Source organism: Anaerolineales bacterium, assembly GCA_019637755.1.
GTDB lineage: Bacteria > Chloroflexota > Anaerolineae > Anaerolineales > UBA11579 > JAMCZK01.
Genome location: JAHBVC010000001.1, coordinates 15,683 through 40,350 on the forward strand (window position 1 = coordinate 15,683; position 24,668 = coordinate 40,350).

At 59.9% G+C, this 24,668-nt stretch carries 22 protein-coding genes; 11 read left to right on the forward strand and 11 right to left on the reverse strand.

Translation table 11 applies throughout. From position 1 onward, the window contains the following. The first annotated feature begins 33 nt into the window (after window positions 1-33). The 3 genes from rplM (at window position 34) to mazG (ending at window position 2,132) form a co-directional block, all read left to right on the forward strand. Window positions 34-471, forward strand: coding sequence for a 50S ribosomal protein L13 (gene rplM, locus KF821_00155; GenBank protein ID MBX3004223.1), 438 nt, complete (start codon window positions 34-36; stop codon window positions 469-471). Between the two features lie 15 nt (window positions 472-486). Next, complete coding sequence (gene rpsI, locus KF821_00160) at window positions 487-879, forward strand: 30S ribosomal protein S9 (GenBank protein MBX3004224.1); 393 nt, start codon at window positions 487-489, stop codon at window positions 877-879. 188 nt (window positions 880-1,067) lie between these two features. Continuing rightward, window positions 1,068-2,132, forward strand: a complete 1,065-nt coding sequence (gene mazG, locus KF821_00165) for a nucleoside triphosphate pyrophosphohydrolase (GenBank protein MBX3004225.1) — start codon at window positions 1,068-1,070, stop codon at window positions 2,130-2,132. 332 nt (window positions 2,133-2,464) lie between these two features. On the opposite strand, the gene KF821_00170 is transcribed toward mazG, so the two are convergent. The 8 genes from KF821_00170 to KF821_00205 all read right to left on the reverse strand — a co-directional run bounded on the left by KF821_00170 (window position 2,465) and on the right by KF821_00205 (window position 9,397). Then, on the reverse strand, window positions 2,465-4,711 hold the full coding sequence (locus KF821_00170) for an excinuclease ABC subunit UvrA (protein MBX3004226.1): 2,247 nt from the start codon (window positions 4,709-4,711) through the stop codon (window positions 2,465-2,467). A gap of 105 nt (window positions 4,712-4,816) precedes the next feature. Next, window positions 4,817-5,206, reverse strand: a complete 390-nt coding sequence (locus KF821_00175; GenBank protein ID MBX3004227.1) for a DUF1801 domain-containing protein — start codon at window positions 5,204-5,206, stop codon at window positions 4,817-4,819. Between the two features lies 1 nt (window position 5,207). Next, window positions 5,208-5,666: a DUF1801 domain-containing protein gene (locus tag KF821_00180; protein ID MBX3004228.1), complete on the reverse strand. Its 459-nt coding sequence runs from the start codon at window positions 5,664-5,666 to the stop codon at window positions 5,208-5,210. Continuing rightward, entirely contained in the window at window positions 5,663-6,118 is a 456-nt protein-coding gene (locus KF821_00185; protein ID MBX3004229.1) for an SRPBCC domain-containing protein, read from the reverse strand. The genes KF821_00180 and KF821_00185 overlap by 4 nt, the downstream gene beginning before the upstream one ends. Continuing rightward, on the reverse strand, window positions 6,115-6,456 hold the full coding sequence (locus KF821_00190; protein ID MBX3004230.1) for a winged helix-turn-helix transcriptional regulator: 342 nt from the start codon (window positions 6,454-6,456) through the stop codon (window positions 6,115-6,117). Before KF821_00190 ends, KF821_00185 begins: the two co-directional genes overlap by 4 nt. Before the next feature lie 263 nt (window positions 6,457-6,719). Then, a complete protein-coding gene (locus KF821_00195) occupies window positions 6,720-7,142 on the reverse strand; it encodes a phosphohydrolase (GenBank protein MBX3004231.1) in 423 nt (140 codons plus the stop codon). Then, the gene (locus KF821_00200; GenBank protein MBX3004232.1) at window positions 7,135-7,956 is read right to left on the reverse strand and encodes a DUF1684 domain-containing protein; all 822 of its coding nucleotides are present in this window, start codon (window positions 7,954-7,956) and stop codon (window positions 7,135-7,137) included. Before KF821_00200 ends, KF821_00195 begins: the two co-directional genes overlap by 8 nt. 70 nt (window positions 7,957-8,026) lie before the next feature. After that, window positions 8,027-9,397: a tryptophanase gene (locus KF821_00205; protein MBX3004233.1), complete on the reverse strand. Its 1,371-nt coding sequence runs from the start codon at window positions 9,395-9,397 to the stop codon at window positions 8,027-8,029. 273 nt (window positions 9,398-9,670) lie between these two features. Here KF821_00205 and KF821_00210 point away from each other — a divergent pair, with 273 nt between their 5' ends. Together KF821_00210 and KF821_00215 are read left to right on the forward strand one after the other, a co-directional pair. After that, window positions 9,671-10,288, forward strand: a complete 618-nt coding sequence (locus KF821_00210; protein MBX3004234.1) for an MBL fold metallo-hydrolase — start codon at window positions 9,671-9,673, stop codon at window positions 10,286-10,288. 129 nt (window positions 10,289-10,417) lie between these two features. Further along, window positions 10,418-10,909, forward strand: a complete 492-nt coding sequence (locus KF821_00215; GenBank protein MBX3004235.1) for a DinB family protein — start codon at window positions 10,418-10,420, stop codon at window positions 10,907-10,909. A 1,261-nt stretch (window positions 10,910-12,170) separates the two neighbouring features. Here KF821_00215 and rny read toward each other — a convergent pair. The 3 genes from rny to recA form a co-directional block, all read right to left on the reverse strand. Then, the gene (rny, locus tag KF821_00220; protein MBX3004236.1) at window positions 12,171-13,685 is read right to left on the reverse strand and encodes a ribonuclease Y; all 1,515 of its coding nucleotides are present in this window, start codon (window positions 13,683-13,685) and stop codon (window positions 12,171-12,173) included. A 5-nt stretch (window positions 13,686-13,690) separates the two neighbouring features. Beyond that, entirely contained in the window at window positions 13,691-14,329 is a 639-nt protein-coding gene (locus tag KF821_00225; GenBank protein MBX3004237.1) for a RecX family transcriptional regulator, read from the reverse strand. Window positions 14,330-14,640: 311 nt separating this feature from the next. Beyond that, window positions 14,641-15,666: a recombinase RecA gene (gene recA / locus KF821_00230; protein ID MBX3004238.1), complete on the reverse strand. Its 1,026-nt coding sequence runs from the start codon at window positions 15,664-15,666 to the stop codon at window positions 14,641-14,643. Window positions 15,667-15,856: 190 nt separating this feature from the next. Between recA and KF821_00235 the strand changes: the two genes are divergently transcribed. The 6 genes from KF821_00235 (at window position 15,857) to KF821_00260 (ending at window position 24,636) form a co-directional block, all read left to right on the forward strand. Beyond that, window positions 15,857-17,326: a sensor domain-containing diguanylate cyclase gene (locus KF821_00235; protein ID MBX3004239.1), complete on the forward strand. Its 1,470-nt coding sequence runs from the start codon at window positions 15,857-15,859 to the stop codon at window positions 17,324-17,326. 111 nt (window positions 17,327-17,437) lie between these two features. After that, on the forward strand, window positions 17,438-19,699 hold the full coding sequence (locus KF821_00240) for an NADP-dependent malic enzyme (protein MBX3004240.1): 2,262 nt from the start codon (window positions 17,438-17,440) through the stop codon (window positions 19,697-19,699). Between the two features lie 403 nt (window positions 19,700-20,102). Next, window positions 20,103-20,639, forward strand: coding sequence for a low molecular weight phosphotyrosine protein phosphatase (locus KF821_00245; protein ID MBX3004241.1), 537 nt, complete (start codon window positions 20,103-20,105; stop codon window positions 20,637-20,639). Beyond that, window positions 20,636-21,487, forward strand: a complete 852-nt coding sequence (locus KF821_00250) for a fructosamine kinase family protein (GenBank protein ID MBX3004242.1) — start codon at window positions 20,636-20,638, stop codon at window positions 21,485-21,487. The genes KF821_00245 and KF821_00250 overlap by 4 nt, the downstream gene beginning before the upstream one ends. A 956-nt stretch (window positions 21,488-22,443) precedes the next feature. After that, window positions 22,444-23,580: a GNAT family N-acetyltransferase gene (locus KF821_00255; protein ID MBX3004243.1), complete on the forward strand. Its 1,137-nt coding sequence runs from the start codon at window positions 22,444-22,446 to the stop codon at window positions 23,578-23,580. Then, window positions 23,581-24,636: a polysaccharide deacetylase family protein gene (locus tag KF821_00260; GenBank protein MBX3004244.1), complete on the forward strand. Its 1,056-nt coding sequence runs from the start codon at window positions 23,581-23,583 to the stop codon at window positions 24,634-24,636. The last annotated feature ends 32 nt before the right edge of the window (window positions 24,637-24,668 follow it).

Consider the following 24,668-nt stretch of genomic DNA (forward strand, 5'->3'; position numbering starts at 1 on the left):
GCTAGAAGATGAAATGAGGAACTGAGGATTAGGATGCAACAAAAAAGCTATTACCCCAAACCGGGTGACGTTGAAGGCGAATGGTATATTGTGGATGCCACCGGTCAGAACTTGGGCCGTTTGGCTTCGCGCATCGCCACCATTCTTCTGGGCAAACACCGCCCGGAATACACCCCCGGCGTTGACCTGGGTGACGCGGTGATTGTGACCAACTGTGGCAAGGTCTCGGTTACCGGCACCAAAATGACTGACAAGATCTATTACCGCTATAGCGGTTACCAGAGCGGTTTGAAAGAAACCACCCTGCGCCGCATGCTGGAGACCCACCCGGATCGTGTGATCCAGGAAGCGGTGTGGGGCATGTTGCCGCACAACAAACTGGGCCGCCAGTTGCTTCGCAAGCTGAAGATCTACGCTGGCGATCAGCACCCGCACACCGCCCAGAAACCCCAGCCGCTGGCTGTGAAATAAGGCAGGAGAGTTACGATGGCAGAACAATTTTACGAAGGCGTTGGCCGCCGCAAGACCAGCAGCGCGCGTGTGCGCGTGATGAGTGGCGCCGGTGCCTTTATGGTGAATGGCAAGCCGCTCGAGGAATACTTCCCGCGCATCGGTGATGCCGCCCTGATTCAGACGGTGCTGCAGGATGCTAGCGCCAACGGCACGGTGGATGTCAGCGTGGTTGTCAACGGCGGTGGCCGCACCGGCCAAGCCGGCGCGGTGCGCATGGGCTTGGCGCGTGCTTTGGTCAAAATGAACCCGGATTACCATCCGGCCATGGCCAAGAACCAGCACCTGCGCCGCGATGCACGTGCCAAGGAACGTAAGAAACCCGGTCTCAAGCGTGCCCGCAAGGCGCCTACCTACACGAAGCGCTAAAGCCTCGTGGCCTAGTACAAATCAAAACCGCAGCGAAAGCTGCGGTTTTTTTGTTATTGGATGCAGCTAGAGTTAAGCCCCAGTTTGGCCAATTGATTAATCGATTGGTCGATTAATCAATTGGCAGTAGAACCAGTCGGAATACATTTGTGACAGTGCTTGCACCTACACGGTGTATCATCGTGTCCATGACTGACATCGCACCCTTGCTCAACCAGATACCCACTACCGATACGCTCACCGTAGTGCATGCGCCCAGCATGATGGCGCACTACCATCCAACCTTTCCGCCGCACATGCCCGCGCTGATTCATGGCATCCAATCCCCTGAGCAGCTTGCCAAGGTCCTTGCACTGCTATTGCTCGTATATCCATCTACGCATGCCATTCAAGTAAATGACAAGGCTACCGTACTGGCCGACCTGGCCACTAGCCAACCCAGCGACTATCCATCCAGCCTCTACGTCCCGCCGCTTGGCGCCAATACCTCCCTAGAGGAGTTTCAGGAGCTCATCGCCCACCTGCGGGCGCCGGATGGCTGCCCCTGGGATCGCGAGCAAACCCACCAAAGCCTGCGCCGCAACCTGATCGAAGAGACCTACGAGGTGGTGGCCGCGCTGGATGCCGCCGACACCGCGGGCATGCAGGAAGAGTTTGGCGATCTGATGGTGCAGGTGGCTCTGCACGCCCAGATCGCCAACGAGGCCGGCGAGTTTCGCATGGCGGATGTACTGCACGGCATCATCACCAAGCTCATCGCCCGCCACCCACATGTCTTCGGCGAAGTGGAGCTGGAGACTGCTGATGCGGTTATTGCCAACTGGGAGAACCTGAAAGCCGCCGAGCGCAAGCAGCAGGGCACTGAGAAAGGCCTGCTGGATGGCGTCTCGGCGGCGCTGCCGGCGCTCAGCCAGGCCGAAGCCTACACCAGCCGCGCCGCCCGGGTGGGCTTTGAGTGGCCCAATATCGAGGGCGTACTTGGGGATGTTGCGGAGGAGATCGCGGAGTTTCGCGCCGAGGCCGCCGGTACCCCCGAGCAGGAAGCTGAGTTTGGCGACATCTTGTTCGCCTTGGTCAACTTATCCCGCTGGCTCAAGATTGACGCTGAGGCGGCCCTGCGTGCGGCCAACGCGCGCTTCCGCAAACGCTTCGCGTTAGTGGAAGCGGAGGCACGCGCGCAAAATCGCCCGCTGAGCGAGCTCACGCTGGATGAGATGAACGCGCTGTGGGAGCAGAGCAAACAAGGCGAGTAGGGCAATTTTGTCATCCCGAACGAGGCCGTAGGCCGAGGAGGGATCCGTTATGGGTTTGGTCTATATAGTCGGCATCTGGCATAAGTGCGGTTATTGATTCTTAATGCATATCAGGTGGCAGATGAACGAGCGCAACACGGATTCCTCGCTGCGCTCGGAATGACACAAAGTTTAGGCTTACCACCAAGTTAAGCTCTGGGTTGTATAAAAGGGCGTGCACAGCTTCGCTGCGCACGCCCCTTTTTATGAAGACTGCACAAGTTCGTCTTAATCGTAGTGATCAATCGTAAGCAGAAGCCGTCCTGCTCACGGTTCACTACTCACTACGTCGCCTAAATATACTTGCTCGTAATCGAGCCCTTCGCCTTCTTAAGCTCGGCTGGCGTGCCCTCAAACACCACCTGGCCGCCGCGGCTGCCACCCTCCGGCCCCATATCGATCACCCAGTCCGCATTGCGCACCACATCCATGTTGTGCTCGATCACCACCACCGTGTTGCCGCCATCCACCAGGCGGTTGATGATGCCCATCAGGTGGTCGGTGTCAGACATATGCAAACCCGTGGTCGGCTCATCTAGCACGTAAATGCTGCCTTCTTTGTGCAGCTCGCTGGCTAGCTTGATGCGCTGGCACTCGCCGCCGGAGAGGGTGTTGAGCGGCTGGCCCAGCTTCAGGTAGGTCAGGCCAACATCGGCCATCGCTTGCAGTTTGCGCTTGATCTCGGGCTGCTCAAAGTGCTCGAGCGCTTCCAGCACGGTCATGTCCAGCACATCGGCAATCGACTTGCCGTTCAGTAGGTAGCCGAGCACTTCGTCTTTGAAACGCTTGCCGCCACACACCTCACAGGGTGACTTCACCGTATCAAAGAAGGACAGCTCGGTATATACAACGCCTAACCCCTGGCAGTTCTCACAGGCGCCTTTGGAGTTGTAGCTGAACAAGCCGGCGTTAACTTTGTTGATCTTGGCGAAGGCCTTGCGGATGTCGTCCATCATCCCCGTGTAGGTGGCCGGGTTGGAGCGCGAGTTGGCGCCCACCGCCGATTGGTCCACCACGATGGCTTCGGGATACTGGGCCACGAAGGCTTGATTGATCAGCGAGCTCTTGCCAGAGCCAGCCACACCGGTGACCACCGTCAGCACGCCCTGCGGGATACTAACGCTGACGTTCTTGAGGTTGTTGATGCTCACCTTGCTCAGCTTGAGCTGACCCTTGGCAGGGCGGAACTCCTTCTTGAGCGGCATAGCCGTCTTCATGTGCGTGCCGGTGAGCGTGTTCGCTTTCAGCAGGCCGGCGTAGCTGCCCTCGTACACAATTTGGCCGCCCTGGCTGCCGGCCCGCGGGCCTACATCCACAATGTGGTCGGCAATCTCAATCACCTGCGGGTCGTGTTCCACCACCAGCACCGTGTTGCCCTTGTCACGAATCTTTTGCAGCATCTCGTTCAGGCGGTGCACATCACGCGGGTGCAGGCCCACGCTGGGCTCATCGAAGATGTACAGCATGTCGATCAGGCTGCTGCTCAGTTGCTTCACCAGCTTGACGCGCTGTGATTCGCCGCCGGAGAGCGTGTCCGTCTCGCGGCTGAGCGTCAAATAATCCAATCCAATATCGATCAGGTATTGCAGCCGCGCCGCCAGATCGTCCAGCATAGGTTTGGCTTCGGGGCTCTTGATGGCTTTGATGATCGGCAGCAGTGCGCTCACTTCCATCGCCGAGAGCTCGGCAATGTTGTAGCCGTCAATCTTGCACATCAGCACAGACTTATTGAGGCGCGCCCCCTTGCATGAGGGGCAGGGGCCTTCTACTAAATAGGGCGCAATTTGCTTCTGCGTGCGCTCAGACAATGCCTTGAGGTCACGCTTGATGTAGGAATTTTCGAACTTGCGGATGATGCCTTCGTAGGTGGCGTTGAAGCCCTTGTCGCCAAAGCCAGTTAGCTTCACTTTGCGGTCTTTGCCATGCAGCAGCAGCTCCAGCTCATCCTTGTTGTACTTGGAGAGCGGCTTGTCGTTATCAAAGAAGCCGCTGGCCTGATACAGGCCCGCCCAGCTGCTAAAGCCCGGCACCAAAATCGCACCTTCGTTGAGCGAGCGGCTCATATCCAGGATCTTGCTGGTATCCGCCTGCAGCTTGCGCCCGAAGCCGTTGCATTCCGGGCACATGCCAAACGGCTCATTGAATGAGAATACGTTCGGGTGGCCTACGAACGGTTGCCCGATGCGCGAGAACAGCATGCGCAGCACAGTGTAGGTGTCGGTGATCGTGCCCATGGTGGAGTGCGAGCCGCCGCCCAGGCGCTTTTGATCCACCACCACCGCCATCCCCAGGTTCTCGATGCCATCGGCATCTGGCTGGGTGTAGTGCGGCAGGAAGTTGCGCACGTACAGGCTGAAGGTTTCGTACAACTGGCGCTGCGCCTCGGTGGCGATGGTGTCGAACACAATCGAAGATTTGCCCGAGCCGGATACGCCGGTGAAGATCGTCACTTTGCGCTTAGGGATACGCAGGCTTACATTCTTCAGGTTGTTCTCGCGTGCGCCGCGGATTTCAATGAATTCTTGCTTTGCCTCAGCCATGGGCTACCTGTCCTGTTGTTTGGGCGAATGGGGCAGTGAGTCTACCGCAAACTGGCATCCGAAGGAGGTCACAGATTCCTGCGGCCTCCTTCGGCGCCTTGCTGGCTATGCTTTGTTCAGTTTCACTGCGGCTTGAACCAGCGCCTTGATCCCCGCTTTGTCAATTATGTCTTGTGGCCCAAAGTCAATCGCCCGCACGGTGCTGCTATCCAGCCGCGTATTGAACAGCTTTTTGGGATCCTTGATCTGTGCCCCCTTATGGAAGTTTAGCCGCACCGCGCTCTTGAGCAGGTCGATATGGCATAGGTTGCCATTTTCTACCCATACCGCCACGCCCTCAGGTTTCGAGGGCTTCTTCCATTTCACGTCTTCGCTGATCGTGCTGCCTGCCGCCAGGATCAGCTCACGTAGCTCGGCCATCTTTTGGCCTTTCCAGGGCTCAGCCGCCTTGATGATGGCATCAATCTCTTTGCTGGCCGCTTGCGTAGCAGGCACCTTAGCCTACGGCTTTCTTGACCAGCTTAGTGATCTTGGCTTTTTCACTTGTGGTGAGCTTTACCACTGCAAGTGAGGCTGGCCACATGTTGCCATCGTCCAGCTTGGCCGAATCGTTGAAGCCTAGCGTGGTGTATCGCGCTTCAAACTTGCTGGCCGGCTGGAAGAAGAGCACTACTTTGCCGTCTTCGTTGGCGTAGGCGGGCATGCCGTACGAGGTGCGTGGCAGCAGCGCCGGAGCGGCACTGCTGATCAGGGCGTGCAGGCGCGCACACATCTTGCCTTCTGCGCCCGGCAGCTTGTTCACCACCTCCAGCAGCGCTTCTTCGCCTTTGGCGCGGTCTTTGCCAATGCGCTCCAGCGCCTTAAGCTCGCGGGCGCGTTCCTTCATTGCCGCTTTTTCTGCGGCGCTGAAGCCTGTATCCGTTTTTGCGCGGGTTGCTTTCTTTTGTGCGCTCATGCGATATTTTCCAGGTAGTCAGCCAGGCCTTCCAGCGCCTGCATCGCGCCCACGATGGCACCGTACTTCACCGCCTGCGCATGGGCTTGTTTGCTGGGGAAGACCAGTTGCAGCGTGACTTTGGTTTTGGCACCGGCTTCTTCAAAGAATACGTGGGTGCGCACAGTGTTTTCTTCGTTGGCCACGTCTGGGCTGTAGTCATAGACCAATTTGTTAGGCTTGTCTAGCTCCACAAAAGTGATGCGGAAGATCATCTGGTTGTCGCCATAGGTCGGTGCCTGGTAGCGCCATACCCCGCCGGGTTGGCTATCCCAATCCAAGGTGGTGCCGCCTTTGGGCAGCCACCAGCCCTCGACGTGGGTGCGGTCGGTGAACGCATCAAACAGCAGCTCGCGCGGCGCGTCAAACTCGCGCGAGGTAACGATCTCTCGGTCTTTGCTCTCTTCAGTCATCGTACATCTCCTTTTTGTATTTGCGCTAGGTAATCGCCCAGGCGGTCAAAATTCTCTTCCCAATGTTGGCGGTAGTTGCTTAGCCATTGATCCGCATCCTTGAGCGGCGCAGCCTGCAATTGCGCCGGGCGCCACTGTGCCTCACGCCCGCGTTCTATCAGCCCGGCCCGCTCCAGCACTTTGAGGTGCTTGGTGATTGCCGGCAGGCTGATGCTAAAGGGCGCCGCCAGCTCCTTCACGGTAGCTGGCCCTTGCGCCAGGCGCGACAGCATGGCACGGCGGGTGGGGTCAGACAGGGCGCCAAAGGTCAGGCTGAGGGTATCGGCTTTGCTGTGCATGGTTTGCTAATTAACCAAATGGTAAAATATAAAAATTGAAATGTCAAGGGGTTGAGACACTCATCTTGGCAAGCTTGCAGCCGGGGCTATATGTGAAGCGGAACCAGGGCTGTACTTGTCTTTGGCGGGTTGTGAAGTGCCGCTGGCTCACGGCCTGCGCTACGGGCTAAAGCTATGGCCAGGGTAGGGCGATGTAGTGTCCGCTCATAGCCAGCGAGTGGGCAGACCGTACGAAAAAAAAGCCGCTCATCGAGCGGCCTTATTTATTCTTCTTTTAGCGTTTGCCAGGCGGTATGGTATTTTTGCAGCCTCTCCAAGGATGCTTGCGTTACTTCACTAAGACGTAGGATATTGCTGTTATCTTCGAGGTCGGCCAGCTTGACACGGCGGGCCAGTGGCACTTGCTTGATCGCCGCAATGTAGTCTTCGTAGCTTTGCTCTTCACGGTGAGTAAGCACATCCAGCGCATCGAGGATCGGCTCGGCGAAGCCCATGCGCTCCAGGTCGGCCCGCGTAATTTGTGAGTCTTCCACTACATCGTGCAGCACGGCCACGATCATGTCTTCGGGCGTGCTCATGCGTAGCATGAGCCGCAGTGGGTGCAGGATGTAGGGCTGGCCAGCCTTGTCTTGCTGGCCGGCGTGTGACGTCAGCGCCACCTGGATCGCGGTTGCCAGATCAGCCATCAGCCGGGTAGCGCTCGCCCGCTAGAATCGCCACCGGTAGCACGCTGTTGGGCGTGGGCACCGGGCAGGTGGCATACGGTGTGAACGCGCAGGGTGGGTTATACAGCCGGTTGAGATCGAGCACCACGGTATCGCCCGCCGGTAGCTCGCTTTCCACAAAGCGGCCGCCGCCATAGTTGCCGCTGCCGGGCGCATCTTTGAGCATCAGTGAGTAGCGCCCATCCGCCAGCAACTCGGCATCCGGTGCGCAGGCCACGCCCGCGTACTCAAAGTGCAAGGTTGCGGCAATCTTCAGCTCGCGTGGCGTGCCGACGATATCTACGCTGGGTACCACTCGTGGCGGCGTGTGGCGCTCAATGCGTGCTTGCACGCGTGCGGCCGGGTCTGCTGGGTGCCAGGTGCGGTCTGGCGCCTGGCTGCGCTCCGGGCGCTGGGGGTCCCACAGGCGCACGGCATAGCGCGCACCGCGCTTGAGCACCACCATACGCACGTCTTCCCAAAAGAGCAGGCTGGGTTGCTCGGCATGATCATCATAGAGCCGGGTTTCGCCATCCACGGGGGCAGCGCTAATGCGCAACTGCGCACCGGGCGCCGGGCGCAGGGTGACCTGGCTGCCGGCCAGCCATAGGCTGCCGAGTGCGGCGGGGGCACGCGCCGGCAGTTGCACGGCGCAGCCAGCCGCACTGCCCAGGCTGTTTTCGCCTTCCGCCAGCCAGAACAAACCCGCCAGCGCCAGCCAACTATAGGGTTTGCGCAAGCCAGCGCTCATTTCGTCGCGCCAGGCGGATAGAGTTGAAAGATAGTCTGTGTTCATCGTATCTACTTAGTTGCTTAGTCGGCTGGTCTAACGGTTTGACCAAACGACTAAGCGACAGAACCCGTTGTTAGGCGATCTCAAATTGAGCCGTGAAGTGGCGCAACAGCTCCGGGGCATAGGTCATGCGCAGGCCTTTGATCTTGCTCGCATCCGCCTTGATCTCGGCCATCACTTCGGCCACGTAGTCAAAATGGCTCTGCGTATAGCTGCGGCGCGGGATGGCCAGACGCACCAACTCCAGCGCGGGGAAGCTCCATTGGCCGTCCACCAGTTGGCCAAAGGCCACTGTGCCAATTTCAACGGCGCGGATAGCGCCATACAGATACAGCGCCACCGAAAGCGCCTGGCCGGGCAATTGCTCACGGCTGAGGTGTGGCAGCAGCGTGGCCGCATCCAGATAGATGGCGTGCGCCCCGGTCGGCTCGATCATTGGTACGCCGGCCTGGCGAATGCGATCGGCGGCGTAGGCGGTTTGCGCCAAGCGGTAGGCCAGGTAATCTTCCTGCAGGCCCTCGCGCAGGCCCACGGCGAGCGCATCCAGATCGCGGCCGGCCAGGCCACCATAGGTGGGGAAGCCCTCACGCAGGATCAGCTCGGCGCGCACACGCTCGAACAGCTTGTCGTCGTTCATCGCCAGGAAGCCACCGATGTTCACCATGCCGTCTTTCTTGGAGCTCATCGTGGCGCCATCCGCCAGGGCAAAGATCTCCTGAGCGATTTGCAAGGGGGTCTTATCGGCGTAGCCTGGCTCACGCAGCTTAATGAAATACGCGTTCTCTGCGTAGCGGCAGGCATCAATGAAGAAGGGAATGTTGTAGCTGTGATATAGCTCGGATACTGCGCGGATGTTGGCCAGCGAAACCGGTTGGCCGCCGCCGGCGTTGTTGGTGATGGTCATCATGCCGAAGGGGATGTTGGCGGGGCCCTTGGCTTCGATCCAGGCTTTCAGTGCGTCCACATCCATATCGCCCTTGAAATCCACCACGGTCTGCGGCTCGTAAGCCACCTGCTTGACCAAATTGGCGGGCACACCGCCGCGGGCGAGGATGTTGCCCTCCGTGGTGTCGAAGTGCATGTTCGAGGGCACAAACTGCCCCGGCTTCAGCAGCGTGGCGGCCAGAATGTTTTCGGCGGCGCGCCCTTGATGGGTAGGGACAAAGTGCTTGAAGCCAAAGATCTCTTCCATCACTTCTTTGAGGCGATAGTAGGAGCGTGCCCCGGCGTAGGATTCATCGCCGGACATGATCGCCGACCATTGCGCCTGGCTCATTGCGCCGGTGCCCGAATCCGTCATAAAGTCGATGTAGACGTCTTCCGCCCGCAGGCCGAAGACGTTATAGCCGGCGGCCTTGAGCGCCTGTTCGCGCTCGGCACGGCTGATCAGTCGAATAGGCTCGGTCACCTTAATGCGGAACGGCTCGGGCAGGTACTTGGGCATTGCATCTCCTGGGTAGTGGGGCGGCGCACGAAAAGGCGCCATGTGTGTGCAAAGTATAATCCCGCTTGATATGACGCTTGAAATTGTAAAGATGACTTGCGAACGGCTGACGCCGTTCGCGTTGGAGTTTGCTGCGCAAACTCCTGAGGGAGTGATGGTATTTGGCACTTGAAATTGTAAAGATGACTTGCGAACGGCTGGTGCCGTTCGCGTTGGAGTTTGCTGCGCAAACTCCTGAAGGAGTGATGGCATTTGGCACTTGAAATCGTAAAGATGACATTGGGACCTGCCCAGACCAACTGCTACATCGTGGCTGAGCAGGGCAGTCAAGATGCGGTGGTGATCGACCCGGCCTGGGATGGACACCTGATCCTGGAGCAGTTGCAGCAACGCGGCTGGCGCACCGCGGCGATCTGGCTGACGCATGCCCACTTCGATCACTTCGGCGGGGCGGCGGCCCTGGCCGACGGCACGCCCACGCCGCCGCAGGTGGCGCTACACCCCGCTGATTATGTGTTGTGGCGCGCCGGTGGCGGGGCGCGCAACTACGGACTGAGCTTTGACCCTGGCCCGGAGCCTACGATCGATCTGGCCGGCGGGCAAACCCTATACATCGGCAAGACTGCGCTGGAAGTGCGCTTTGCACCGGGCCATTCGCGCGGCAGTGTGATGTTCTATTGCGCCGCCGAGCAATTGATGTTTTGTGGCGATGTGATCTTCCAGATGAGCATTGGCCGCACTGATCTGCCTGGCGCCGACCACCAGACCTTGCTAGATAGCATTGCCCGCGAGGTGTTGCCGCTGCCGGATGCGGTGCGCTTGCTGCCCGGCCACGGCCCGGAGACTACGGTGGGGCAGGAGCGCGAGTACAACCCATTTCTGCAAGACTAACGAAGGCAGTGATCAGTGATCAATGATCAGTAATCAGTTACGAGTAATCAGAAACTGACCGTGCAACTTTGACTCTCTGGATATTACGTGTCAACTATTTCTCACCGAGCAGCCTTTCAAGGAGCAAGCATGCTGAACGAGCTTTTACTGGATATGTACGACTTTACCTGCTGGGGGCGTGAGCTGATCCTGGAGCAGGCGGCCAAACTTACGCCGGAGCAGTTTGTGCAGGAGACGCGTTTCCCGATCAAGAGTGTGCGTGCCACGCTGGCCCACACGCTCTCGGCCGAGAGCGGCTACTATGCGCGCTGCGTGGGCCAGCCGCATAGCGGCCTGCCCGAGACGGATTTCTCCGATGTGGCCAGCCTGCAGGCGCGCTGGCAGGTGGAGCAGGAGAAGATGCGTGCCTACCTGGCCCAGGTGAGCGAAGCCGAGCTGAACGAGGCTGTGACCTATAGCACCCCGCAAGGCGAGATCACCCGGACACGTATTCTGCTCATCAAGCAGCTCTTCTTCCATAGTATGCAGCACCGCGCTGAGTTGGCCCAAATGCTCACTGAGTTTGGCTACTCGCCGGGCAATATTGACTACACCTTGTTTGCCATGCACAAGCAGGCCTAGGCCGAATTTTTGGCTAGATGCCAAGCAATACTGCCATGAGCGCCCCTACAGGCTGCGGTGGCGAGCGTTAGCAGCGCCCGCCCCGCAGCCTGTTTTGGTTTAAGTAGCCTGTCCGTTTGCTAATTGCCTCCGTGGGGCTCAGCAGGCGGCCATCTGCAGCTGGCTGCCTGTACTGGCCAAAATGCGTGTTGTAGCTGTTGTAAGTTGTGTCGGTTGTGTCGGTTGTGTCGTTGTTGTAGCTGTTGTAGCTTTGCTTTGGCGGCTGGCTAGCCTGACAGCCCTTGCACGGCTGCAGGAGTAGGTTATGCCACGTTTGTCACTGGGCAGAGCAAACTGAAAGGAAAATCAAGCTGTTGGACAGAAAACCAGTGAGCAGTGGGTAAAACCAGTGAGCAGTGGGTAGTGATGGGTGAGCAGGAACCTGACCTAACCCCAGGGGTACCTGCTAGAGGATGCCTCAAAGCTTATGGGGCTCGACGCAACTCATGTTGATCACAATATCTGGAAGTATTTTTCGGAAAAAGCGTGAAGTCGCGACTCATAAGTTTCTAAAAGTAACGCAAAGAGGCAGCCGAATGCCTGCGCTCTTTTTCTCGCGGAAGCTAGATTGCTTCGTCCGTTTGCTGCAAAGCAGCATACTCCTCGCGATGACAGGTTGAGCTGGCGTCGGGGCGACGATGGGTGTCTTGGGCATTAAGGATCCCTCACTACGTTCGGGATGCACAGCGTGGGGTGACGGCGAGCACAGCGCTGGCGTGCTCCTGGCATTGACGCTGGGTGCGGTGCGGATTGATGCAAGGCAGATTGCTTCGCTACGCTCGCAATGACAGAAGGGGGCAGTCGGTTGTGTGGGTAGATTGGGTTCGCTGCGCTCGGGATGCACGGGATGATGTGGGTTGTACGGAGGCAATGTTGGGGATTGCTTCGTGCGCTGCCAACGCTGTGCGCTGGCGTGCTCCTCGCAATGACGCTGGGTGCGGTGCGGATTGATGCAAGGCAGATTGCTTCGCTACGCTCGCAATGACAGAATGGGGCGGTGGGTTGTGTGGGTAGATTGGGTTCGCTGCGCTCGGAAGCACGGGATGATGAGGGTTGTACGGAAGCAATGACGGTGGGTGCGGTGCGGATTGATGCAAGTAGATTGTTTTGCTACGCTCGCAATGACTGGGTGCGGTTTTATCTGCGTGTATCTGTGGTTTAAAAAAAGAGGCAGCTTGCGCAAGGCGCAAGCTGCCTCTTTTATGCCTTGTGGCTGTTTACGTTACTTCGCAAATTCGCTGGCACGCGTCTCGCGCAGTACGGTGACCTTGATCTGGCCGGGGTATTGCATGGTGTCTTCGATCTGCTTGGCGATATCGCGGGCCATGCGTGCTGCTTCCAGGTCGTCTACATCTTCGGGGCGCACAATGATGCGCACCTCGCGGCCGGCTTGCAGCGCGTAGCTCTGCGTCACACCCTTGTAGGAGTTGGCCAGGTCTTCCAGCGCCTTGATGCGCTTGATGTACTGCTCCAGGCTCTCACGGCGGGCGCCGGGGCGGGCGCCGGAGATGGCATCCGCGGCTTCCACGATCACCGCTTCCACACTCTCCTGCTCCACCTCATGGTGGTGGGCGGCGATGGCGTTGACCACCAGCGGGTTGACGCCGTAGCGTTTGGCAAACTCGGCGCCGATGGCGGCGTGCGTGCCTTCCACGTTGTGATCCATGGCTTTGCCCAGATCGTGCAGCAGGCCGCCCATCTTGGCCAGCTCCACATCTGCGCCCAGCTCAGTAGCGATCACGCCCGCCAGGCCGGCCGCTTCCACGGCGTGGGCGAGTTGGTTCTGGCCATATGAGGTGCGGTACTTGAGGCGTCCGAGCATCTTGACGATTTCTTTGTGCAGGTGCGGTACACCGGCTTCGTAGACAGCATTCTCGCCGGCTTCTTGCATGGCCTTGTCTACTTCGTCCTGCTCCTTCTTGAGCAGTTTCTCGATGCTGGCCGGGTGAATACGCCCGTCTTGCACCAACTTCTGCAGCGTGCGGCGGGCGACTTCACGGCGCACCGGGTCGAAGCTGGAAATGGTGACCGCTTCGGGTGTATCGTCGACGATGACGTCAACGCCGGCGGCCTGCTCAAAGGAGCGGATGTTACGGCCGTTGCGGCCGATGATGCGGCCCTTCATGTCGTCGGAGGGCAGGGTGACGACCGAGGTCGTGTTCTCCGAAACGTAATCGGAAGCCACGCGCTGTACCGCCATCGCCACCAGGTTGCGGGCGCGCGTCTCGCCCTCTTCCTTGGCTTCCGCTTCGATCTGGCGGATGATGCGCGCCATATCGCCGCGTGATTCCTTCTCGACCTCGTCCATCAGCACTTTGCGGGCTTCGTCGCGCGTCATCGAGGAGACGCTCTCCAGGCGCTTGACGATCTCGGTGCGCTGCTGTTCGATCTCGTTGGTGCGCCGGTCAAGATTGCTTTGGCGCTTGTTGAGGCCTTGCTCGCGCTCTTCCAGCTTTTCGGTGCGATTGTCCAGCTCAGAGCGACGGTTGCGCAGGCGGTCATCTTCGCGGCTGAGGTCTTTGCGCTTGCGTTCAATATCGGCTTCGGCCTGCTGGCGCAGTTCCAGCGCTTCGTTCTTGGCCTTGAGCTCCACGCTCTTGGCTTCCTCGCGCGCCTGGTTGAGGATGCGTTCTGCGTCTTCCTGGTTGCGCCGTTTGGCGCTTTGCACTTGCAGGTGGCGTAGCCCATAGCCGGCGGCGGCGGCCACAAGTGCGATGAGGATGCTAATCGTGTCCATGTGTTTTAGTGTTCCCTCGTTTCTGGTGAGTGGGTGCGTTGCCAGGCCTCACGGCAGACATCGGCAGCAATCTCATAGCCGAAGCCGCGGCGGGCCAGGTGCGCGCCAAGCTTGTTGCGAAAGGTGTCCCAATCCAGCCCGCTGAGCTGGCGCAGTTTGCGCTCAGCCGCCTGGCTGGCCAGTTGGTATTCATCAATATCCTGCAGGGCCTCGTCGATCAGCGCATCCTGCATGCCCTTGAGGCGTAGCTCCATACGCAGGGCACGCGCGCCGCGTGGCTTGAAGGCGGCGCGGTCCTCTACCCAGCGGCGGGCGAAATCGGCATCATCCAGCAGGCCGTTGGCCTGCAGGCGCTCGATCACGCTGGCGATGATGTCTGCGGGCACTTCGAACTTCTTGAGGTTGCGTTCTACTTCGGCGATCGAGCGCGGGCGATAGCTAATGAAGTTAGCCGCACGCTGCAAGGCGGTCTCATGCCCGTCTTTGGCTTGCAGTTCGGCAATCTTTTCTGGGCTGAGCTCCTGGCCGAGCTTAAGCCAGGCGGCCACGATCTTGGCCAGCGGGAAGGCGTATTCCCCATCCAGGTAAACATTGACCCGGTTGGGGTTGCGCTTCTGTTGGGTGAGTGCAGTAATCGTTGCCATAACCAAAACAAAAAACAGCCATGCGCTCCATGCCTGGCTGTTTTGGCTTGGTCTGGCTTTGTGGGGGGCCACAAAAGTACTGAAGATGAAGTGCTACAGCGCGGCGGCAGCGCCAGGGGCGCCGCGCCACGCGGCCAACTAACGGCGCAAACCGAGCCGAAGCCCGTGTTCCTTTGTATAGGGGTGCGCAGAAGAGGTCATATGTGTAGCGTTTCGGTATCAGCCCGTCGCCACGCTTGGCAGTGCGGCAACATCGTCCAGAATCAGGTCAAAAATCCAGCCCGGCCATGTGCCGGCCCGGCCTGGGAGGTCTACTCTTCGTCTTCGGGTTCGGCGCCGCCCAACAACATGTTGGGGTCTGCCTGGGCCCGGACTTTGCCTTCGATCTCGCTGGCCAGGTTTGTGTTTTCCCGCAAGAAGGCTTTCGCATTCTCACGGCCTTGCCCCAAGCGCTCTTCTCCATAGAGATAGTGCGAACCGCGCTTGGTGATGATATCCATTTGGCTCGCCAAGTCCAGCAGATCGCCAGCCTTGGAGATGCCTTCATTATACATGATGTCAAATTCGGCGGTGCGGAAGGGGGCCGAAACCTTGTTTTTCACCACGCGCACCCGCGTGCGGCTGCCCACGATCTCCTGCCCATCTTTGATGGATTGGATGCGGCGTACATCCATGCGCACCGAGGCATAGAACTTGAGCGCCATGCCGCCGGTGGTGGTTTCGGGGTTGCCGAACATCACGCCGATCTTCTGGCGCAACTGGTTGGTGAAGACCACGGCCGTATTCGTCTGACGAATGACACCGGAGAGCTTGCGCAGCGCCTGCGACATCAGGCGCGCCTGCATGCCCATCGTAGCATCGCCCATATCGCCCTCGATCTCGGAGCGCGGCACCAGGGCGGCCACCGAATCGACGATGACCACGTCCACCGCGCCGGAGCGCACCAGCGCCTCGGCAATCTCCAGGGCCTGCTCGCCGGTATCCGGCTGCGAGACCAGCAGCTTTTCCACGTCTACTCCGCAGCGCGCGGCGTAGTTGGGGTCGAGGGCGTGCTCCATATCCACGTAGGCGGCGGTGCCGCCGCGCTTCTGCACCTCGGCCACGATGTGCTGGCAGATGGTGGTTTTGCCGGAGGATTCCGGGCCGTAGATCTCGGAGACGCGGCCACGCGGCACGCCGCCCACGCCTAAGGCGAGGTCGAGCGAGAGCGAGCCGGTGGGGATGGATTCCACCGCCATGCTCTCGGTTTCACCGAGGCGCATGATGCTGCCTTCACCCCAACGTTTGGTGATCTGCTCCAGTGCGTTTTGCAGGGCGTTATCTTTTTCTTTGCTCATCGTCTCTCGTCTATACAATCCTCAGGGAGTGTACCAGTTTCGCGCCGGTGGGGTGGGCGCGCCGAGCGGCTGGTTTCGCCGCCCGGCGCGCGGAGTTTTTGGGAGCGCGTGCAGAAATGCTGAGGCGCATAATGTGCCTTCCTGCCCATCGTTGGCTTGCATATCTGTCGTGCTCTTGCTGGGAGGAAAAATGCAACGTGAGCCAAATCTGCTGGATTATTTTCTTTGTGGGCTGCTGTATTACCTGGGGGTTCGCATCGGGATTGATTTCGGCGTTTTAGAAGAGGGCATTGCCCAGATCTGGGCAGCCAATGCCGCCCTGCTGGTTCCCTTGCTGTTGTTCCGCGGGCGCAAAGCCTACATTTTTATTCTGATCGTCTATTTTGTTGAGGTGAGCCTCTCGCTGGCCGTGGTGCCGTTGGAGGCGACGCTGGCCTACACCAGCGCCAACGTGCTCGAGTGTGTGGTGGCTTTTTGGTTGCTGCGCCGTTGGGGAGTGAGTGAATTCCTGAGTTCGTTCAGTAGCTTTGGCAAATTTCTGATGGCCGGGCCGCTGCTGGGCGCCTTCTGCGCCGCGTTGGTGGGTGGCTATGTGTATTCCATATTCAATGCCACCGCCACCTCCTACCTGGAGTTTGTGCGCATTTGGTGGATGGGCGATGCCACCGGATTGATCATTTTCGCACCACTGCTGATGGGCTTTTGGCCCGGGCGTAGCAAGCAGGCCATGCCGCGCCCGCCACTGCAGTGGTACGACTATGGATTGCTCCTGCTACAGGCTGTGTTGTTGGCGCGCAGCCTCAACCTAATTGATGATCGTTGGCAATTGCCCTTCATTACCCCGGGCTTGCTGCTGCCGATCGCCCTGTACTTTGCCTCGCGCCTCGAAGTGCGCTGGGTGCTACTGGCCAATGCCGGCCTTTCGTTGCTTTATGTGGTGCGTTTGGTGCAAGTGGAGAGCTTGTTTGGCGATATGTCGGCTGCCGATCAAGCCATGTTGCTGCAAGAATCGTTGCTGGCGATCAGTGTGACCACAGTAGGGCTTTCGATCTTGATGCGCGAATACCGGGCGCAGCAGTGCCAATTGAATGAAGCCAATCAGGTGCTGGTGAAGACGGTTTCGGCGCGCACGCGGGAGCTGCGCCGCGCCAACCGCCTGCTGCGCCGCCAGGCGACCACCGATGCGCTCACCGGCGTGCACAACCGGCGCGTCTTCTTTGAGCTGGCCACGAAAGAATTCAACCGCAGCCGCCGAGCAGGCACGCCGTTTGCCATCGTGATGCTGGATCTGGACCATTTCAAGCAGATCAATGACAGCATCGGCCACATCTGGGGTGACGAGGTGCTCAAAGGCTGCGCCGGCAAGATCAGCGCCGCGTTGCGCACCTCCGACACGGTGGCACGCTACGGCGGCGAAGAATTTGCCGTCCTGCTGCCGGAGACCAGCCGCACGCAGGCTTTGCAGATCATGCGGCGCGTGTTGAAGGGAGTGGGCGCCAACCCGTTTGCGATCGATGCGCATTCGGTGGTGGTTACCGTGAGCATTGGCTGCACGGTGCTGTTGCCTGAGGATGCGGATATGTCGGCTACTTTGCAACGCGCCGATAATGCCTTGCTGCTGGCCAAGCAGCGTGGGCGCAACCGCGTCGAATTCCTCTAAATGGGGTTGGTAGTATCATAAGGGCCAAGACCACAGAAGACGCGCATTCGCCCTGGCACTGCCAGTCGCTGTTTTCCCGGCCTATGAACTTCGAAACGGAGAAATAGCTTCATGGCAGATTTACGACAGGATGCGCTGGATTACCACCATCTCAACAACAAGCCGGGCAAGATCGCCGTGGTGCCCACCAAGCCGCTGGATACCCAGCGTGATCTGGCGTTGGCCTATTCGCCCGGCGTGGCCGAGCCGGTGCTCGAGATCGAGAAAGATCCCAGCCTGGCGTACCAATACACCGCCAAGGGCAACCTGGTTGGGGTGATCTCTAACGGCACCGCCATTCTGGGCCTGGGTGACCGTGGCGCGCTGGCCTCCAAGCCAGTCATGGAAGGCAAGGGCGTGCTGTTCAAGAAGTTTGCCGATATTGACGTCTTCGATATCGAGGTAAACGCCACCGATATCGATGAGCTAGTCAAGATCGTGGCGGGCATCGCGCCCACTTTCGGCGGCATCAACCTGGAGGACATCAAGGCCCCCGAATGCTTCGAGGTCGAGCGGCGCCTGATCGAGATGCTCGATATTCCCGTCTTCCATGATGACCAGCACGGTACCGCCATCATCGCCAGCGCCGGCTTGCTCAACGGCCTAGACTTGGTGGGCAAGAAGATCGAGACGGCGCGCTTCGTCGTCTCCGGAGCGGGCGCTTCGGCGCTCACCTGCGCGCGCATGGCGATCAAGCTCGGCGCCAAGCCGGAGAATGTGTTGCTGGTGGATAGCAAGGGCGTGGTGTACAAGGGCCGCAGCGAGGGCATGAACCAATACAAGCAGGAGCTCGCCGTGGAAACCGCGGCGCGCAGCCTGGCGGATGCGGTGAGTGGCGCCGATGTGTTCTACGGCCTCTCCGTGGGCGGCTTGCTCACGCCCGAGATGGTGGCCACGATGGCGAAGAACCCGCTGATCTTCGCCATGGCCAACCCAGACCCTGAGATCACCTATGAGGACGCCAAGCAGGCCCGGCCGGATGCGATCGTGGCCACGGGGCGCTCTGATTACCCGAACCAGATCAATAACGTGCTCGGCTTCCCCTACATTTTCCGCGGGGCGCTGGATGTACGCGCTCGCACGATCAACGACGAAATGAAGATCGCCGCGGCGCGTGCGCTGGCTGAGCTGGCGCGTGAAGACGTGCCCGATAGCGTGCTGCGTGCTTACGGCATCGAAAGCCTTAAGTATGGCGCTGATTACATAATCCCCAAGCCGTTTGATCCGCGTGTGCTGCTGTGGGTGGCCCCGGCGGTAGCCGAGGCGGCGATGCAAACCGGCGTAGCCCAGCACCCGGTGGATTTGGACGCCTACCGCGATGAGCTGGCGCTGCGCCAGGGCCGCGGCCAGCAAGTGCGCCAATACTTCATCAATAAGGCTAAGCAGCTTAAGCAGCGCGCCCGCGTGGTCTTCCCTGAGGGCGAGGACAGCAAGATCATCCGGGCCGCGGCGCAGGTGGAGGAGGAGGGCATTGCCCATCCCATCCTCATCGCCCGGCCCGAAGTGATCGAGCAGCAGCTGGCCGATCTTGGCCTGGATTACACGCCGGAGCTTGTCGACCTGCGTCACTTCGAGAAGATGGAGGCCTATCATCAGGCCTACTACGAACTGCGCCAGCGCAATGGCGTTACCCGCGTCAGTGCCGAGAAGATGTTGCGCGATCGCAATGCCTTTGGCGCCATGATGGTGAAGATGGGCGATGCCGATGCAATGATCTCGGGCCGTACCTTTGAGTACCCTGAAGTGATTCGCCCGGCACTGCAAATTCATCACACCGCGCCGGGAGTGGCCAAAGCCTGTGGCGTGTACATCGTGATCGTGGAGCAGCGCGTGTATCTATTTACGGATGCTACGGTGAACATTGACCCGAGCGCCGAAGATCTGGCCGATATTGCCATCCAGGCGGCGGATTTTGCCCGCCAGATCGGCCTCGAGCCGCAGGTGGCGATGCTGTCGTTCTCGAACTTTGGCGCCACGCCGCACCCGCAATCCTTTAAGGTGCGCAAGGCGGTGGAGCTGGCCCAGGCGCGGGCGCCCGAGCTGGTGATCGACGGTGAGATGCAGGCGGATACCGCCGTGGTGGCCGAGATCGTGGAGCAGCGCTACCCGTTCAGCAAAGTGAAGCATGCCAATGTGCTGGTCTTCCCTTCGTTGGAGGCGGCCAACGTGAGCTACAAGCTGCTTAACCGTTTGGGCAATGCCCACACCATCGGGCCGATCCTGCTGGGTTTGGGCGCCCCGATCCAGGTGCTGCAAACCGGTGACCAGGTGCAAGACATCGTCAACATGACTGCCGTGGCCGTGCTGGATGCCGATAAGCGTAAGCAAGGCTGACCGATACGCGGGTGTCGGATAGTCACCTGGTCTGTTAGTCAGTTGAAAGAGGCTGGTAGCTGCTTGCTCAGCCTTTTCAAAAAGGGGCGGGTTTAGGACCCGCCCCTTTTTGCTATCGCGCGTAGAAGATACGTGTCATTCCGAACGAGCCGCGCTAGCGGTGCGGAGGAATCCTTTAGGGCGTTGCAAACTCACCTGACTTCGCATCTGGCTTGGAGATTGCTTCGTCGGCGCTGCGCGCTACGCGCAGCCGCGCACTCCTCGCAAAGACGAAGAGGGCTAAGTCGACTAATTGACTAATCGACTAATCGACTAATTGATTAATCGACTAACTGATTAATCGGCTAATCGACTAATCGACCAACTGACTAACCGATTAATCTCACTTTGGTATCATCGCCGCATGGCTAAAACACGCATCCTCTTCGTCTGCCTCGGCAACATCATTCGCAGCCCGCTGGGGGAGAAGCTCTTCGAGTATGTGGCCAACGAAGCGGGAGTGGGGGAGAAGTACGCGGTGGACTCTGCCGGCACCTCGGCCTATCACATCGGCGAGCGGCCGGATGAGCGCATGCGCCGCACGGCGCAGCGCCGCGGCTTTGTCTACGATGGCCGCGCCCGCCAGGTAAACGCGCAAGATTTGGAAGACTTCGATCTGGTCATCGCCATGGACCTGGAGAACATGAACAACCTGCTCGCCCTGGCGCGCAGCGAGGAGCAGGCCGCCAAGGTGCACTTGATGCGTAGTTTTGACCCTGAGGCCGATGGCGCTGTGGCCGTGCCCGACCCCTGGTACGACGGCCCGCAGGGGTTCGAGCATGTGTACGACATCGTGGAGCGCAGCGTGCGCGGCCTGCTGCGCTGGCTTGAAGCAGGAGCTGCTGCGCAGCCTGGCAGAAGACATCCGGCTGCGCCGGATGACGCTTCTGCGCCGCAATGATTCCTCAGGGCGTCGCCAATTGGCTGCAGCAACAGGGCTACGGCGGCGTGGTTGCCAGCTCTCCCGCGGCGGGCGGCTGCATCAACAACGGCGCCCACCTGGTGACGGAGAGTGGTGCGCATTTCTTTTTAAAGACCAACGCCAACGCACCCGCCGATCTGTTCGCGCGTGAGGCTGAGGGCTTAGAGGCACTGGCGGGCACGCGCACGCTGCGCGTGCCCGCGGTTGTCCTGGTGGACGAGGGATTCCTGCTGCTCGAGGATCTGCAGCCGGCCGCTCGGACGGCAGGCTACTGGCCGCAGCTGGGGCGCGGCCTGGCGCAGCTGCACGCCCACACCCAGGCGCATTTTGGCTTTGCGCACGACAATTACATCGGCCTCACGCCACAGCCCAACGGCTGGCTGGCCGATGGCTATGTGTTCTTCGCCGAACGGCGTCTACACCACCAGGCCCATCTTGCGCATAGCCACTCTCTGTTGAGTGCTGATCAAGTTGCCGCGGTTGAGCGCCTGGCCGCCCGGCTGCCGCAGCTTGTGCCGCCGCAGCCAGCTAGCTTGCTGCATGGCGATCTGTGGGCCGGCAATGTGCTCGCTGGTGCCACGGGCGCGCCTGCGCTCATCGACCCGGCGGCGTACTTCGGCTGGGCGGAAGCCGATCTGGCGATGACTGCGCTGTTCGGCCAATTTCCGGGGGAGTTCTACTCCGCCTACACCGAAGTGCGTGCACTGGAGCTGGGCTGGCGCGAGCGCTTTGATGTGTACAACCTCTATCACTTGCTCAATCATTTGAATCTATTCGGTGGCGGCTATTATGCGCAGGTGATGGCGGTGGTGGAGAGGTATGGGTAGCGGAGAGCGGTTAGCTATTAGCGGTTAGCTATCAGCGTTCAGCTCTAAGCCGTAAGCTCTAAGCCGTAAGCTCTAAGCCGTAAGTAATCCCCACGCCTTTCCGCAAATTATTTTGTGCCCTAAAGGATTCCTCCCTCGCTGCGCTCGGTTCGGAATGACAAATGGGTAGATTGGCCTAGCTGCGCGGTCTGCGCTCAGTTCTCAGAAGATGTGCGGTTTTTTTTCATGCCCTAAAGGATTCCTCCCTCGCTGCGCTCGGTTCGGAATGACAAATGGGAAGATTGGCCTAGCTTCGCGGTCTGCGCTCAGTTCTCAAGAAGATGTGTGGGTTTTCATGCCCTAATGGATTCCTCCCTCGCTGCGCTCGGTTCGGAATGACAAATGGGTAGATTGGCCTAGCTGGGTCTTGCTCAGTTCTCAGAAGATGTGCGGGTTTTCATGCCTAAAAGTTCCTCCTGCGCTTTGCCGCTCGGTTCGGAATGACAGATGGGCAGATTGGCCCGGCTGCGCGGTCTGCGCTCAGTTCTCAAGAAGATGTGTGGATTTTTCATGCCCTAATGGATTCCTCCCTCGCTGCGCTCGGTTCGGAATGACAAATGGGAAGATTGGCCCGGCTTCGCGGTCTGCGCTCAGTTCTCAAGAAGATGTGTGGATTTTTCATGCCCTAATGGATTCCTCCCTCGCTGCGCTCGGTTCGGAATGACAAATGGGTAGATTGGCCTAGCTGCGCGGTCTGCGCTCAGTTCTCAGAAGATGTGCGGTTTTTTTTCATGCCCTAAAGGATTCCTCCCTCGCTGCGCTCGGTTCGGAATGACAGATGGGTAGATTATTGGCCCGGCTTGGCATTTGCGGCTATTTCTAGCGTCGATGATTGCCTTTGATTAACGATTAACAACTAACCGGCCACCTGACTAACCGACCTTTGCGTTCATCCTTGGTATCATCCCCATATCCTTATGGACTCCATTCGCATTGAGCGCATCAAGCTCAAAGACCTGGCCACTGTTGCCGCCCGCTATGTAGACGGTGCCGCGCCGGGCAGCTTTATTCCCATCACCAAGCACCGCGCCGGCGCCATGGCGCACAATCCGCACGCCACGCCAGACGATGTGGCCTTGCTGCTGGCCCTACAGGGGGAGCGCCCGGTGGGCTACTTCGGCCTGGCTGCGGTGCAATTGGCCCATGCGGGCCAACTGCACCGCGTGCACTGGCTCACCACCTGGGCGGTGAGCAAAGATATGCTCGGCAAAGGGTTGGGCTCACAGCTCATGCAGGCGGCCATTGACCTCGACGTTGACCTCGCCATCGTGGGCAGCGCCCCGGCGCGCCGCGTCAGCGCCAAGTTTGGCTTTCAGGAAGTTGCCCCACTATCGTATATACGCCTCGATTTTGAGGTCGCCGGACGTTATAACCCGCTTGGTTTGTTGCTGCGCGGCCTGCGCAAGCTCGCCAGCCTGGTTGGGCTGAAGCTGACGATCGAGCCTGTGCAAGCCGTCTTCCATCGCCTCTTTGAAACGCTGTTCGGCTGGCTGCTGCGCCCGCTGTTCTTGGCGCTGGCGCAGGCCGCGGTTGGGCCTTCGGCCGCGGCCGCTTTGCCAGCGCCCCAGGCCTTCGCCGTGCCCGCGCCGCAGGGCACGCACTTTTACCGCGACGCGGCGGTGCTGAACTGGACGCTGCAGCAGCCCTGGGTGTTACCAAGTAGGCGCTCTGCGAGCGCCTACTTGGATTATGAATTCACCGATTGGCGCCCCGGTTTCACCATCTTCGCCGTGGGGGACGCGCAGCACTATGCGCTATTCCAGTTCTCGCAGATCCGCGGCCGTGGGGTGCTCAAGGCGCTGGATGCTACTTTGCCGCCGCGCCCCTGGCTGGCCGCCGCCGTGCAGGCCGCCCGCGCGCGCCGCGCCCACATCATCGAGGGCGAGGCGGCCTTGGCGGCGGCCTTGCCCGGCTGGCTGCGGCCGCTGCTGGTGCGCCGCCTGCAGCGCACGCTGCAACTACACCCGCACCACGCCGATAGCCCCTTGGCGCAAGCCATGGCGGCGGGCAGCTTCGTGCAGCACTATACCGATGGTGATATGGTGTTTACTTAAATGAGGGCACTGGCTGGGAAACTGCTGCGTGGGGTGGGGCGCATACTGCCGCTGAGCGTGTACCGCGCGGTCTTTGCTCGCGATGTGATCGGGTTCTTTTATCACTCCGTCTCCGACGCGTATCTGCCGCATGTGCAGCACCTTTACGCCCCGGAGCCCGTGGCGCGTTTTGAGGCTGCGCTGCAATACCTGCAGCGTCACTTTCATCCCGTCAGCGATGCTGAGATCGAGGCGCACCGTGTGGAAGGCAAGCCCTTGCCGCGGCGCGCCGTGCACCTGTCATTCGATGATGGCTTCAGCGAGTGCTACAGTGTGGTGCGCCCGTTGCTGCTCAAGTACCGCATCCCCTGCACGTTTTACGTCACGACCAGTTGGCTGGACAATGCCAGCATGTTCTATCGCAACAAAACCTCGCTGTGCATCGAGCAGGTGCGTACGCTCGAGCGTGATGCGGTGAAAATGGTGCTCACCAGCCTGAACCATGCGCTAGGGCTCAGCCTTTCGGATGCGGCCAGCTTTGAGCGCTGGATCAAGACCCAGCAGGCTGCCGAAGAAGGCGTGATCGATATGACCGCCAAAATGCTCGGCGTGGACGTGAAGGCCTATTTGCAGGAACGCACGCCGTATCTGACCCGTGAGCAGGTGCGTACCCTGCACGCGGATGGCTTCACCATCGGCGCGCATACTGTGCGCCATGCCAAGCTGGCCACGCTGAGCGATGCCGAGATCGAAGCGGAGATCGTGGAGTCGGGCCGTGCGGTGCAGGCCATCACCGGGCAGGCGCGCGTCACGCTCTCTTTCCCGTACTCCGGCAACGGCCTGCGCCGCGCCCTGCTGGCGGATATCCGCCAGCGCCATCCCTGGCTGGGCCTCTTTTACGATACGCAGGATCTGCAGCGCGATGTGCCCTTCATCGTGCAGCGCATCTGGGCGGAGAAGGCCGCTTTGCGCACGGTGGGGCGGCGCACGAATGTGCCGGCGCTGCTGCATGATGCCTATGCGGCCGAGCTGCTGGATGCGGCGCGCCGCGGCTCTGGTGCTCGCGATGTAGGCTAAAGCCAACAGCAACCACAAAGACACAAAGGGCA